This is a genomic window from Pedococcus sp. P2_E4 (assembly GCF_056403935.1).
The window spans coordinates 1-13445 of sequence record NZ_JBFUEO010000007.1; the positions used below are offsets into that span (position 1 = coordinate 1).

The window sequence follows — 13445 nt, forward strand, 5'->3', positions numbered from 1 at the left end:
ATCCAGCACCAGCCGGTACTCCGCGATCCCGGTGCCGTCCTCGACCGGCTGCGACAAGCTCACGAACCGGGCCGCGGCGTCCTGCTCGAGCTGCAGCTGACCGTCCCGSCCGYACYKGGCCAGCAGCGCGGGCCGCAGACGGCGGCACGCGCGCGGACCGTCGGCGGCCGCGAGGTCGATGAGGCCACGCAGCACGTGGGGCTCCGCCCCGTCGGCCAGCACCGGCCGCAACCGGTCCGCCTCCGCGACCACCACCGCCGCGGAGGGCACCGGCAACACCCCCGCCCGCACCGCCTCAGCCACCGGCGCATTGACCGGCTTGCCGAACGCCACCGCCAGCTCCACCACCTGCCGCGACCCACCTGCCCGGGTCGACGGCGCGTGACATCGCACCCACTGCGTGACCGTCATCGCCGCCGACCCACCGGAGGTCTCGCCCCGGGCCATCGCCTCGGCGGTCACCGTCACCCGCGCCAGATCACACGCCGCACCCAACGCGTCGACCTCGCTCAGCAAACCGGCAAGCCCCTCGGGCCCACCGCCGGAGGGGACCTGCCACAGCACCTCGCTCAGGGCACCCAGCGACTCGCGCGCGGCGCCGAGCCGCTCTCGGTGCTGAGTCAACGTCAGATCCCCCTGCATGACCACCACACTATGAGAGACCACCGACAGCCCCCAAGCCCCGTACGACCCGAGTTCCGTTGCAGCGCAACGGAATTGCGCGGCATACCAAGACCAAAGAGGCAAGCTGGAGACCCCAACCTGTGGACGGCGAGTCGGTCAGGCATCCCGCCTGTGGACCGACGAGCCGACGTGGGGGCTTTCGCAGGTCACGCCACCCCTGCCACGCTGGAGCGGTCGGGGTGAGGAGGGACTCGCGTGGGCAGGGCAGTGGCACTGCAGGTGGCCGGTGGGCTGTTGGTGCTGACCGGCCTCGGCTTCGGGATTCCCTGCGTGCTGGGCATCAGGCACCTCGCGACGACCGGCGAGATCTGGACCCTCATGGGCTATCCCACGTACGGCAAGGGCCCTTTCGAGCGGCACGGCATCGCCACGACGGTGCCGCTGATGCTGGGGTTCCTCGTGGTCTGTCTCGTCGAGGTGTGGGCCGGCGCGCGGCTCTCGGGTGGTCACCGGGACGGGGCCGTGGCTGCCCTGCTCCTGCTGCCCGTCGAGGCGGTGTTCTGGTGGGGGTTCGCCCTCCCGATCCCGCCGTTGGTGGCGCTCGTCAGGACGGCCCTGCTCCTGGGGTGGTGGCGACAGCTGCGCTGACCCGGGTCAGCGTCGGGGCGGCTGCCACCCGGTCTCGCGCGCCCACTCCTCGACCCGCTCGTGCTCCGCGTCGAACCACGGCTCCTTGGCTTCGGCGTACTCGTTCACCGTCGCAACGCCGGCCGCGATCCGGAGCTTCTCCGCGGCATACTCCGCGCGTGCCTCCGGGACGGCGCGCATCCAGTCACGGAACATCAGCGCCCACCGCCACCCGGGACTGCCGACCTCGCGGACGTGGATGTGCGCGACCCGGCCAGGGTCGGCACTGCCGTGCATCCGCTTGGGCCACGTGCCATCCGACCCCCGGCCGAAGTCCGCGTCCACACCCTCGGCGCGCGGGAAGCCGGCCTCCGTCAGTCGCCGCAGCAACGCCGGGTCGTCCGCGGCCTCGAGCGTGGGCACCCCGACCTGGAGGTCGACGACGTCCTTGGCGACCAGACCCGGGACCGAGGTGCTGCCGACGTGGTCCACGGTCTGCGCCACGTCACCGAAGGCCAGTCGCAGCCGCTCGACCACCCGGGCGGCCTGGGCGGGCCACGTCGCGTCGGGAGCCGCGAGGACCACCTGCTCCAGCCGATGGCTGCGCAGACCGCGGCGCACGTTCTCCTCGAAGGGAACCAGCCGCTCGTGCCACAGCCTCTCCACCGCCTCGTGCAGCTCGTCGGGGCCACCGTCGTTGGCCAGCCACACGTCGGCGGCCGCCCGGCGCTGGTCGTCGTCGGCCTGCGCGGCGATCCGGCTGCGCGCGTCCGCCTCGGTCATCCCGCGTGTGTGCATGAGCCGCTTCACCCTGGTGTCCTCCTGCGCCCCCACGATGACCACGAGGTGGTAGCCGGGGCCGTAGTGCTTCTCGACCAGGAGCGGGACGTCGTGGACAACGACCGCATCCGCGGGTGCGGCGGCCACCAGCTCGCGCGTGCGGCGCGCGATCAGGGGGTGCGTGATGCCCTCGAGGTCGCGACGCGCCCGCTCGTCGGCGAACACGATGGCTCCGAGGGCGGGCCGGTTGAGTGCACCCTCGTCGTCGAGGACCTCGTCGCCGAAGCGTCCGACGACCGCCGCCAGGCCTTCGCTGCCCGTGGCGACCACCTCGCGGGCCAGCTGGTCGGCATCGATGACGATCGCCCCGAGGCTCGCAAGGTGTTGCGCGACAGTGGATTTCCCCGACCCGATGCCCCCCGAGAGGCCGACACGCAGCATCCCCGAAGCCTAGTCCGCCAGCCGGGCCGGGAAGCCGCCCGTGGCGACCGGACCCCAGCGGGTGGGGGTGATGCGCAGCAGCGACTTGTCCTGCGTCACCATCGCAGCGCGGTACTCGTCCCAGTCGGGGTGCTCGCCGGCGATGTTGCGGTAGTACTCGACGAAAGGCTCCACGTCGTCGCGCGCGTCGACCACCTCGGCGTCGCCGTCCACCTGCACCCATGCCCCGCCGAAGTCGTCCGACAGCACCAGGACGCTCGCCTGCGGTCGCCGTCGCAGGTTGGCCGTCTTGGCCCGCTCGCGATAGCTCGAGATGACGATGCGCCCACTGTCGTCGACACCACCCGTGACCGGTGACGCCTGGGGCCGACCGTCGGAGCGCTCCGTGATGAGGACCAGCTGGTGCCGGGGCCGCACGAAGTCCAGCAGCCCCTCGAGGTCGACCGTCGTGTTCGTCGCAATCGTCCGTGCCATGCCCTCATCCAAGGGCGGGCTCACTGCGAGCGCAAACCACGGGGCTGTCGATGCAGGCATACGTCAACTGGCGGATCCACGGCGGCCGCACCAGTGACAGCGTCGAAAGGTTCGAGTACCGGCCCGAAGGGGTAAGACGATGCGACCTCGAATCCGCACAGCGCTGCTCGTCGCCGCGGTCACCGCGACAGCCACCACGCTCACCGCCCCGACCTCCCTCGCGGCCGTCGACCGGGGTCACCTGGACGCCTACACGGCGAGGGTCACGCCCGAGCAGGTCGGGCAGCTGGCGCGCGCTGGTCAGGACGTGGCCGGTTCCAGAGTGGTGGGCGACAGGGTCGAGGTGGACCTCGTCCTCACCCAGGCGCAGCGTGACCGACTGAGCCGGCAGGGCATCACCGCGACCCTCACCCGGGTCAAGGGTGGCAAGACGGTGCGCGAGTTCGCGGCAGCGGAGGCCGCCAACGGCTTCACCGTGTGGAGGTCCTACGACCAGCCCGGTGGGATCCGTGACCAGGTGTATGCCGCGGGAGCGGCCAATCCGTCCGTGGCCAAGGTGGTCAAGCTCGGGACGACGTACCAGGGCCGCGAGCTCCTGGCCGTCAAGCTGACCCAGGGAGCCCAAGGCATCGTCGACGGAAGCCGCCCGGCCGTGCTGTTCAGCTCGACGCAGCACGCCCGCGAGTGGATCTCGACCGAGGTGAACCGCCGACTCATGAACTGGTACCTCGACAGGTGGCGTGCCAACGACCCAGCGGTCAAGAAGCTGCTCCAGGAGACCGAGCTGTGGTTCGTCCTCGTAGCCAACCCTGACGGCTACCAGTACACCTTCGACACCGAGCGGCTCTGGCGCAAGAACCTGCGCGACAACGACGGCAACGGCCAGATCACGGTCGGGGACGGCGTCGACCCCAACCGCAACTACCCGAACCACTGGGGCTACGACGAGGAGGGCTCCTCGTCGGTCACCTCGAGCGAGACCTACCGAGGTCCAGCACCGGCGTCCGAGCCGGAGACCCAGGCCCTCAAGGGGCTGTTGGACCGGATCGGCTTCGCATTCCAGGTCAACTACCACTCGAATGGCCAGTGGCTCCTGTACAGCGATGGGTGGCAGATCGGCTCCCCCACCGCAGACGACCCCATCTACTACGCGATGTCGGGGAACCTGGACAACCCGGCCATCAAGGGCTTCCACCCCGGGCTCGCGTCGGACGTCCTGTACGTGACCAACGGCGAAACCACCGACTACGCGCACGCCCAGACCGGCACCTTGGCCTGGACACCTGAGCTCTCCGAGGGGTGTCCCGGCTGCGGCTTCGTCTTCCCCGACGACGAGGCCCTCGTGCAGGAGGAGTTCCTGCGCAACCTGCCCTTCGCCCAGTCCGTGGCGAGCTCAGCGACGCACCCGGCCACCCCCTCGTCCGTCCTGGGGCTCACGACCAAGCCCTTCTACGTCGACAGCGAGGATGCGTACAAGCGCGGTATCCCGGGTGCCAACTTCAGCTTCAGGTACTCCTACGGCGACCCGCAGCCGGTGGCGGTGCTGGCTCGTCGGAGCCTGGGCGCGGTGACCGCGAAGTTCCGGATCAACGGCGGCGCGGTCAGGTCCGCACCGACGTCGGAACCGCCCGGCCTCAGCTACACGCCGCCCGCCCGGTACTACCACCAGGTGCGTGGCGTGGTCACCGGGACCAAACCCGGCGACTCCGTCGAGGTGTGGTTCGAGGGCGGCGGCCAGAGGAGCTCGTCGTTCACGTACCAAGCCGTCTCCGAGACGGGGAACCGGGTGCTCGTCGTGGCCGCGGAGGACTACACGGGGGCCTCACCCGTCCAGACTGGCACCAGCCCGAAGTACCTCAGCTACTACACGGCCGCTCTCGCCGCCAACGGGCAAGGCGCTGACGTCTACGACGTCGACGCCCGCGGTCGGACGGCGCCCGACAACCTTGGCGTGCTGAGCCACTACGACGCGGTCGTCTGGTACACCGGGGACGACGTCGTGACCCGGCGGACAGGCTGGGGGCCTGGCAACGCCGACCGGCTGGCCCTCGACGAGCTGCTGGAGTTCCGCTCCTACCTCACCGAGGGCGGTAAGATCCTGTACAGCGGAGACTTCGCAGGTGAGCAGTACACCGGCAACGTCGGGACCCAGCTGTACGACCCCAAGGGCGAGATCGCCTGCAACCCGCTCCCGGCCGGCGTCGATCCCCGCCGCTGCCTGCAGCTCAGTGGCTCAGGAGACGGGATCAACGACGTGGTCGAGTACTTCTTCGGCGCCGCCGCCGCGGTGGTCGGCGACGGTCTCGACGCCCACGGCAAGACCTTCGACGTCGACGGAGTCGGCACTCCGTTCGACGGACTCAGTTGGGGGCTCAACGGCGGTCAGAGCGCCAAGAACCAGAACGACACGTCGTCGTTCCTTGCCCTCAGCGGTCTGCTGCCCGTCTCGAGGTTCCCCCAGTTCGAGAGCTGGCCGTCGTCGCGGTGGATCAAGCCGGGCGGTCCGTTCGAGCCGCACACCGGGACGCGATACGTCTACTCGCGCATCGCGGACGTCACGTACAAGCGCCTGACCCGAGAGGTGGCCGTGCCCGCCGGGGGCGGTGCCCTGTCGTTCTGGACGTCCTACGACACCGAGGCTGACTGGGACCACTTGTTCGTGGAGGCGCGAACCGCTGGCGGGAACGACTGGACCACGCTTCCGGACGTGAATGGCCACACGACGACGGCGACGGGCGAGAGCTGTCCGGAAGGCTGGCGTGACCTGCACCCGCAGCTGGACCACTACCAGACGTGGGACGGCGCCGACTCGTGCACGGCCACCGGTACCACCGGGGTGTGGAATGCGGCCAGCGGGAGCTCCGGCGGTTGGCAGCAGTGGCAGGTCGACCTGTCCGCCTGGGCCGGGAAGACGGTCGAGGTGTCCATCGCCTACGCCAGTGACTGGTCGGCGCAGGGCACCGGCGTGTTCCTCGACGACATCACCGTGCCGGGCGGCACGGTGGAGTCCTTCGAGTCCGGCCTGGGCGCCTGGACGGTGAGCGGCGCCCCCGCAGGTAGCGCGACCAACGCCAACGACTGGGTCCGGACGGACTCCTCGGGCTTCCCCGTGGGCGCTTCGATCACGACGCCAAGGACGATCCTGACCGGGTACGGCATCGAGGGCATCACCGGTCCGGCGACGCGTGCCACCGTGGTGGGGCGCGCCCTGGGGCACCTCCTGCACTGACACACCGAGAGGCCCGGCTCCCCCGCMGGGGAGCCGGGCCTCTCGAAGCCGCTCACGCGGCATACCGAGGTATGCCGGGTGGGGACTCAGTTGCCGGTGAGCTTCTCGCGCAGCGCGGCGAGGGCCTCGTCAGAAGCCAGCGTGCCCTCGGCAGCCGGGGCAGCCGGACGGCTCACGGTCTCGTCGTCGTCGGACGCCGCGGACGCGGAGTCCGAGGAGTACGACGTGGAGACACCAGCGTTGGCAGCAGCCTCGGCGTCGGCCTTGGTGGCCTCCTCGACCTGCGTCTTGTGGGCCTCCCAGCGGGTGTGGGCCTCGGCGTACTGCTTCTCCCACTTCTCACGCTGGGCGTCGAAGCCCTCGAGCCACTCGTTGGTCTCCGGGTCGAAGCCCTCCGGGTACTTGTAGTTGCCGGCCTCGTCGTACTCCGCGGCCATGCCGTAGAGGGTCGGGTCGAACTCGGCGACGGGCGCGCTGTCGTCGTTGGCCTGCTTGAGGCTCAGCGAGATCCGGCGACGCTCGAGGTCGATGTCGATGACCTTGACGAAGATGTCGGAACCGACCGTGACGACCTGCTCCGGCAGCTCCACGTGGCGCTCGGCCAGCTCGGAGATGTGGACCAGGCCCTCGATGCCGTCGTCCACGCGGACGAACGCACCGAACGGAACCAGCTTGGTGACCTTGCCCGGGACGACCTGACCGATCGCGTGGGTCCGGGCGAAGTGCTGCCACGGGTCCTCCTGCGTCGCCTTGAGCGACAGGGAGACACGCTCGCGGTCCATGTCGACGTCGAGCACCTCGACGGTGACCTCGGTGCCGACCTCGACGACCTCGGACGGGTGGTCGATGTGCTTCCAGGACAGCTCGGAGACGTGGACGAGACCGTCGACGCCGCCGAGGTCCACGAACGCACCGAAGTTGACGATCGAGGACACGACGCCGGAGCGGACCTGCCCCTTCTGGAGCTCCTTGAGGAACGTGGTGCGCACCTCGGACTGGGTCTGCTCGAGCCAGGCACGGCGCGACAGGACCACGTTGTTGCGGTTCTTGTCGAGCTCGATGATCTTGGCCTCGATCTCCTTGCCGACGTACGGCTGGAGGTCGCGGACGCGACGCATCTCCACGAGCGAGGCGGGCAGGAAGCCACGCAGGCCGATGTCGAGGATGAGTCCACCCTTGACGACCTCGATGACGGTGCCGGTGACGACGCCGTCCTCTTCCTTGATCTTCTCGATCGTGCCCCAGGCGCGCTCGTACTGCGCACGCTTCTTGGACAGGATCAGACGACCTTCCTTGTCCTCCTTCTGGAGGACCAGGGCCTCGACCTCGTCGCCGACCTTGACGACCTCAGAGGGGTCGATGTCGTGCTTGATGGAGAGCTCACGCGAGGGGATGACACCCTCGGTCTTGTAGCCGATGTCGAGCAGGACCTCGTCCCGGTCGACCTTGACGATGCGACCCTCGACGATGTCGCCGTCGTTGAAGTCCTTGATGGTCGCGTCGATCGCGGCAAGGAGGTCTTCCTCGGTGCCAATGTCGTTGATGGCAACCTGAGGGGCGGTCTTTTCGACCGTGCTGGCAGTCATGTAGTAGGAACTCCGATGATGGACAGTGAATAGAAGGTGTTTGTTGTGGCCCCCCACGAGGCGTCCGCAGCGGACACGACGAAGTGAGCACACGAATGTGCTCCTCCACCCTACCGATCCTGTCTGCGTGGGGTCAAAACGCGAGAGGTATGCCGGTGAGTGAGTTTGCGCAGGTCAGCCGCCGGGAGGCCGGCCCCGAGGAGACCGCGGTCGCCAACCGCTCTTGGTGGGACGCCGAGGCCGGGGCCTACTACGCCGAGCACGGCACCTTCCTGGGCGACTCCGAGTTCGTCTGGGGGCCCGAGGGCTGGCGGGAGTCGCAGCTGGGGCTGCTCGGCGAGGTCGAGGGCCGGCAGGTGCTGGAGATCGGCGCCGGCGCCGGTCAGTGCGCGCGCTGGGTCGCGGGCCGCGGGGGCCGGGTCGTGGCGACGGACCTGTCCGCCGGCATGGTCCGCCAGGGCCTCGACCTCAACCTGAGGGTCACTCCCCCGGGCCACCCGGTGCCGTTCGCGCAGTGCGACGCGGCCCGGCTGCCGTTCGCAGACGCGGCGTTCGACACCGTCTTCACGGCGTACGGGGCGGTGCCCTTCGTCGCGGACACCGCCGCGCTGATGCGCGAGGTGGCCAGGGTCCTGCGCCCGGGCGGGCGGTTCGTCTTCTCCACCACGCACCCGTTCCGCTGGGCGTTCGCCGACGACCCGGGCGAGGACGGGCTCACGGTGCGCCAGTCCTACTTCGACCGGACGCCCTACGTCGAGTCCGACTCCGACGGCGAGACGTCGTATGTGGAGCACCACCGCACGCTCGGCGACCGGGTCCGCGAGCTGGTCGCCGCCGGCCTCGTGCTGGGCGACCTTGTCGAGCCCGAGTGGCCGGCCGAGAACGGCCAGACGTGGGGAGGCTGGTCACCCCTGCGCGGCAACCTGTTCCCCGGCACGGCCATCTTCGTCTGCCTGCGCTCGTGACCGTCGCTCGAGCCTCCTCCGAACACCGAGCTCGTGAAGGTTCTGTGCGGATCCGGTGAAGGTGCGCCGGCCCCGCCCGCAGCCGGGGCATCATCGCTGCCATGACCGCCGCACCCGCGACCACGGACCCGTCCCCGGCGGCCACGCAGCCACGCCGGCTGTGGTGGTGGGTTCCCCTCGTGCTGACCCTGGCGACCGTCGCCGGGGTCTGGCAGCTGCGAGCCAAGGCAACTGCCGAGTGCGACCTCGGCATCAACGCCGGCGCAGCCATGCTGGGAGCCGCGCTCGTCCTCCCCGCTGCCGCCGTCGCGCTGTGCGCCCTCCTCGAGCCCGTCCGGCGTCTGCTGCCCCGCCCCGTCGCGCTGGTGGTCATGGTCCTGCTGCTGTGGGCCGGCGGCTTCCTCCTCCTCGACCACCTGGGCGCGCCGACCGGTTACCCGTCCACCTCCCCCACGTGTAGCGACAACGTGCCGCACTGGTGGCCCTCCTGGCTGCCGACCTGACCCTCCGGCGAACCGCCGTCGCACGGCCGGCGCCACGGCATACCCCCGCGGTGGGGATGACGAAGGGCCGCTCCCACCGGGAGCGGCCCTCGTCGCGTGCGGTGGCGCAGGTCAGACGGCCTCGCGCTTGCCGCGCCCGCGGTTCGCGCCGAAGCTGAGGAACAGGCCGAGCGCGATGAGCAGCAGGCCGCCGATGATGCCGACCGGCGTCAACGCGCCGTTGACGAAGCCGAGGATCTTGCCCTTGGAGCCCCAGTCCTCGGCGTTCTTCTTCACGGTGGCCTCGGAGTACCCGATGGTGCCCTTGGTGGTGAACAGCTCGGGGTAGGTGTCGGTGGTGAGGGACTTCTCGACCTCTTCCTGACCCTTGATCAGGACACCGGTGTTGGGCTCGATCCACAGCGTGCGGACGTTGCCGTAGTTGACCGTGGCCGTGACGTTGCCGTCGGCCGTGTCGCCGAACAGGGCCTTGGGGACATCGCGCGTCGTCACCTCGGCCTTGGGGATCGTCTGGCGGAACACGTACGTGCCGACGCCCTCGAGGGTCTCCTCGCGGAGGAACTCGATGTTGGTCGCCTTGCCCAGGTCGCCGTCCCACCACTGGTACGTCTTCTTCTGGACGTCGAACGGGAACTTGAAGAACAGGCCCTGGTGGTCGATCGGCTGGGTCTTGGCCGGGTCGTCGAGGTCACCCGCCGACTTGAAGTCGCCGCAGCAGTTCGTCGCCTCGGCGGTCTTGCGGTTGAACGAGACGCCCTCGTTGCTGTAGCTGAGGTCGGTCCACTTGCCGTCGATCTCGGCCTGGGACTGCACCGTGGTCTGCCAGTAGGTGTCGGTGCCCGTCTTCTTGGCGGCCTCGACCTTGCCGGGGATGCCGATCACGTTGCGCGTGCTCTTGAGGTTGACGTTCTCGAGCTTGTCGTAGTGCGACTTGCCGTCGTCACCCTTGTAGGCGTGCAGCGAGGACATTCCCGAGCCCTGCGACACCGAGGTCGACCGCTGGTCGAGCTTGACGGTCGCCAGGTTCTTGTACAGAACCGGCTTGGCGACGATGCCCAACACCAACAGCAAAACTCCCAATAGCGTGGCAACACTGCCAAGCACCTTGCGCATCCCGGCGATCTCCTTTGAAATGAGGTAGCCGGACACTACCAGCGGGTAGCCTCTGTGACGCGCACATCGGCGCCAAGTGCGAGAAATGAGCTGGTATTCGTGGGAGTGGTCGAGGCGACAGTCGCCTCCGCAAGCACCCGGGCGCGTCATCAGGCCAGCGCACGCGTCCCCTTCGACCGTGGCGCCGCGGCGCTGACAGTCCTCTTCGTGGTCGTCAGCGCCTACCTCGTGGTCCCCGGCGGCTTCTACATCGACGACTTCCGGGCCCAGGCCTATGCCGCCGGCCGCGGTCCATGGCCGTTCATCATCGAGAGCAACGCCACCCACCTGGCGCCCGGGGCGCGGACCATGGACTGGCTCCAGACTCACTACTGGCCCCTGCAGCGGGGACCGGCAGTCGTGTTCACGCTCGTGGTCTGCGCCCTCCTGGGCGTGGCGGTCTGGCGCCTGCTCACCCAGCTCGTGACCCGTCGGCCGGTCGCCCGGGTCGGGCTGGCGCTGGCCCTGTTCGCGCCGTCGATCATCCCGGCCATCGCCTGGTACCGACAGACCCTCACCACCCTCACCGCCCTCGTGCTGACCGTGGTCGCCATCGACGCCGGCCTGCGGTTCCTGCGTGGTGCCGACCGTCGATGGGCGTATGCCGCGTGGGCCGCCCACGTCCTCGGCCTGTGCTTCTCCGAGCGTGCCCTGGTGATCCCTGTGGTCCTCGCGGTGGCTGGGTTCCTGCTGGTCCCGGGCACGACGTTCCGACGGTCCCTGCCGCGACAGTTCGTCGCGGTCGGACCCATGGTGGCCGTCAACCTCGCCTTCCTGTTCTTCTACGGCAGCGGTGACTACGACCACGGTGGTGGCGGGTCCCCGACCGTGTCAGGGTTCTTCGCGGCGGTGGGGCGTGCCTTGTTCCGCAACACCGTTCCCAGCCTGGTCGGCGGCCCGGTGAGCTGGCGTCACGGGGGCGAGAGCTACTCGTACGCGCAGACCCCTCCGTGGATGGTTGCAGCCGGCTTGGCGGCCCTGGTGCTCCTGCTGGTCGCGACCATGCGTGGCCGCCGCCAGCCGGGCCGTTCTCCCGTGTGGCGGCCGCTCGTCGTGCTCGCCGCCTACATCCTGCCCATCTACGTGATGATCTACGTCGGGCGTGTCGCGCGAGCCGAGGTGTCCTCGGTCGACGACTTGCGCCTGTTCCCGGACGTCGGCGTGTTCCTCGCGATCGGCGTCGCTGTGCTGATGGACGGAGTCCTGCGCGCCCCCCGGCGCCGGACGGTGCGGGTGCTTGCCGCGGGGGCGCTCGCGGCAGCGGTGGCGTGCGGGGTGTCTTGGGTCGGCTTCGTGGAGCGGTGGCACCACAACTCCAGCACGGCATACGTGGAGGCCCTGCGCACGGACCTCGCCACGAACCTCTCCCCGGTCGCGGCCTCCCCGGTCCCGGTCACGATCGTCCCAAACTGGGTCCAGCCCGACTTCTCCACGGCTGACCTCATCGCCGTGCTGCACCCGACAACCCGGACGGTCGTCTTCGACTCGGCGGCCCGGGTGGTCGGCCCGGAGGGACACCTGGTCGCGGGTGAGCTCAAGCGGATCGCGGTTGCTCCCGACGAGCGTTCGGACTTCTGCCGCCACGCCCTGGCGGCAGGTCAGCCGAAGGCCGTCATCGACTTCGACGAACCGGTCCCCTACTACCGCGGAGCGCTGCTCGACCTGGGCCTCCTGGTCGCCGACACGACCTCGGTCTCGGTGCGGGTCATCGCCGAGGACGGCACGGTGTCGACGCCTCGGCCCCCGGTGACGCCACAGATGCAGAGGGGGCCACACCGCGTCCTGCTGCCGGTGACGCCCGACGTCCGGGTCAAGAGCGTCGAGGTCGCGCGCAGCCGCACGACTGCCGACGTCTGCATCACGACCCTCCAGGTCGTCCAACCCCCGGAGCCCCAGTGACCTCCGTCGAGGTACCCACCCAGACCAGCAACGTGCGGGCCACCGGTCACGCGGTCCACCACGTGCGCGAGCTCGAGGGGCTGCGGGCGTTGGCGGCCTTGGCCGTCGTCGTCACCCACGCCGGCTTCATGGCCGGGACCATCGGTCGCAACGTCCTGCCCGGTTTCGTCGCGCGCATGGACGTGGGGGTGGCCCTGTTCTTCGTCCTGAGCGGCTTCCTCCTCTACCGGCCGTACGCCCGCCACAACGCGGGGCTTGGCGCCTGGCCCTCGCTGCGAGTCTTCGCCATGCGCCGGACCGCCCGCCTGGTCCCCGCGTGGCTCTGCGTCCTCGTGGCGACCCCGCTGCTGTGGGCCGACGCCCGCGAGGCACCCCTGGGCACCTGGCTGGCCAACCTGGCCCAGCTGCAGGGCGTCAAGCAGTCGTGGATCATGCCCGGGCTGGCCCAGCTGTGGAGCCTGTCGACCGAGGTGATGTTCTACATCGCACTGCCCGGCCTCGCCTGGCTGGTGGCGCGCGTCGTCCGTGGGCGCCGCCCCTGGGCCGAGCTGCTCGCCCTCGCGGGGGTCATGGTGCTGGCGCAGGGGTTCCGCGCCCTCGACGGCTGGGGGGTCCTGCCGGCCGGCTTCACCTGGCTGCAGACGCTGCCCGCGACGCTCGACTGGTTCGGTTACGGCATGCTGCTCGCCTGCCTGACAGCCCGCCCCGGGCGGTTCGCGTCGGTCACCTCGACGATCCGTCACTCGCCCGTCGCCCTGTGGGTGCTGGCCGCCTGCCTCATGTGGTTGCTCACGACCCGGCTCGCCGGACCCTACGACCTTTCCCAGCCCACCGTGTTGGAGCAGACGTTCAAGCACCTCGGCTACGGCCTGTTCGCCTTCCTCGTCATCGCGCCGTCGGCGGTGGGCGGCGGCAACCCGCTCAGCGGCGTCCTCGGCAGTCGCGTCATGCGTTACCTGGGCCAGATCAGCTACGCGATCTTCCTGTGGCACATGCCGATCATGTTCGCGCTGCGCGAGGCCCGGGGGCTCGACCTGTTCGTGGGCCACTTCTGGTTCACCCTGCTCGGCACGCTGCTCATCACCATCCCCGTGGCCGCTGCCAGCTGGCGCTTCGTGGAGGAGCCAGCTCAGCGCTACGTGCGCGGCCGGACCAGCTGACCGCA

10 protein-coding genes and 1 pseudogene are annotated in these 13445 nt (G+C 69.9%); 6 read left to right on the forward strand and 5 right to left on the reverse strand.

From position 1 onward, the window contains the following. Positions 1 to 624 (reverse strand): annotated as a pseudogene (locus AC1DV7_RS05270) (hypothetical protein); the annotation flags it as partial. A gap of 255 nt (positions 625 to 879) precedes the next feature. Between AC1DV7_RS05270 and AC1DV7_RS05275 the strand changes: the two are divergent. Continuing rightward, positions 880 to 1272, forward strand: coding sequence for a hypothetical protein (locus AC1DV7_RS05275; RefSeq protein WP_477595294.1), 393 nt, complete (start codon positions 880 to 882; stop codon positions 1270 to 1272). A 6-nt stretch (positions 1273 to 1278) separates the two neighbouring features. Here the strand turns inward: AC1DV7_RS05275 and coaE are convergent, their stop codons facing one another. Both coaE and AC1DV7_RS05285 read right to left on the reverse strand, forming a co-directional pair. Then, complete coding sequence (coaE, locus tag AC1DV7_RS05280; RefSeq protein WP_477595296.1) at positions 1279 to 2472, reverse strand: dephospho-CoA kinase; 1194 nt, start codon at positions 2470 to 2472, stop codon at positions 1279 to 1281. A gap of 9 nt (positions 2473 to 2481) precedes the next feature. Continuing rightward, complete coding sequence (locus tag AC1DV7_RS05285) at positions 2482 to 2946, reverse strand: PPOX class F420-dependent oxidoreductase (RefSeq protein ID WP_477595298.1); 465 nt, start codon at positions 2944 to 2946, stop codon at positions 2482 to 2484. 139 nt (positions 2947 to 3085) lie between these two features. Here AC1DV7_RS05285 and AC1DV7_RS05290 point away from each other — a divergent pair, with 139 nt between their 5' ends. Then, a complete protein-coding gene (locus tag AC1DV7_RS05290) occupies positions 3086 to 6175 on the forward strand; it encodes a M14 family metallopeptidase (RefSeq protein WP_477595300.1) in 3090 nt (1029 codons plus the stop codon). Positions 6176 to 6261: 86 nt separating this feature from the next. Here AC1DV7_RS05290 and rpsA read toward each other — a convergent pair whose 3' ends face one another. Then, positions 6262 to 7761 carry a 30S ribosomal protein S1 gene (rpsA, locus tag AC1DV7_RS05295; protein WP_477595302.1) on the reverse strand — a complete coding sequence of 500 codons (1500 nt, stop codon included), beginning with the start codon at positions 7759 to 7761 and terminating at the stop codon, positions 6262 to 6264. Positions 7762 to 7910: 149 nt separating this feature from the next. Here rpsA and AC1DV7_RS05300 point away from each other — a divergent pair, with 149 nt between their 5' ends. Then, positions 7911 to 8726, forward strand: coding sequence for a class I SAM-dependent methyltransferase (locus tag AC1DV7_RS05300; protein ID WP_477595304.1), 816 nt, complete (start codon positions 7911 to 7913; stop codon positions 8724 to 8726). A gap of 101 nt (positions 8727 to 8827) precedes the next feature. Further along, positions 8828 to 9229, forward strand: coding sequence for a hypothetical protein (locus tag AC1DV7_RS05305; RefSeq protein WP_477595306.1), 402 nt, complete (start codon positions 8828 to 8830; stop codon positions 9227 to 9229). 111 nt (positions 9230 to 9340) lie between these two features. Here the strand turns inward: AC1DV7_RS05305 and pgfA are convergent, their stop codons facing one another. Then, complete coding sequence (gene pgfA, locus AC1DV7_RS05310; protein WP_477595308.1) at positions 9341 to 10492, reverse strand: cell envelope lipid trafficking protein PgfA; 1152 nt, start codon at positions 10490 to 10492, stop codon at positions 9341 to 9343. Here pgfA and AC1DV7_RS05315 point away from each other — a divergent pair. Next, the gene (locus AC1DV7_RS05315; protein ID WP_477595505.1) at positions 10442 to 12280 is read left to right on the forward strand and encodes a hypothetical protein; all 1839 of its coding nucleotides are present in this window, start codon (positions 10442 to 10444) and stop codon (positions 12278 to 12280) included. The genes pgfA and AC1DV7_RS05315 overlap by 51 nt on opposite strands. Continuing rightward, on the forward strand, positions 12277 to 13440 hold the full coding sequence (locus tag AC1DV7_RS05320; protein WP_477595310.1) for an acyltransferase family protein: 1164 nt from the start codon (positions 12277 to 12279) through the stop codon (positions 13438 to 13440). The genes AC1DV7_RS05315 and AC1DV7_RS05320 overlap by 4 nt, the downstream gene beginning before the upstream one ends. The last annotated feature ends 5 nt before the right edge of the window (positions 13441 to 13445 follow it).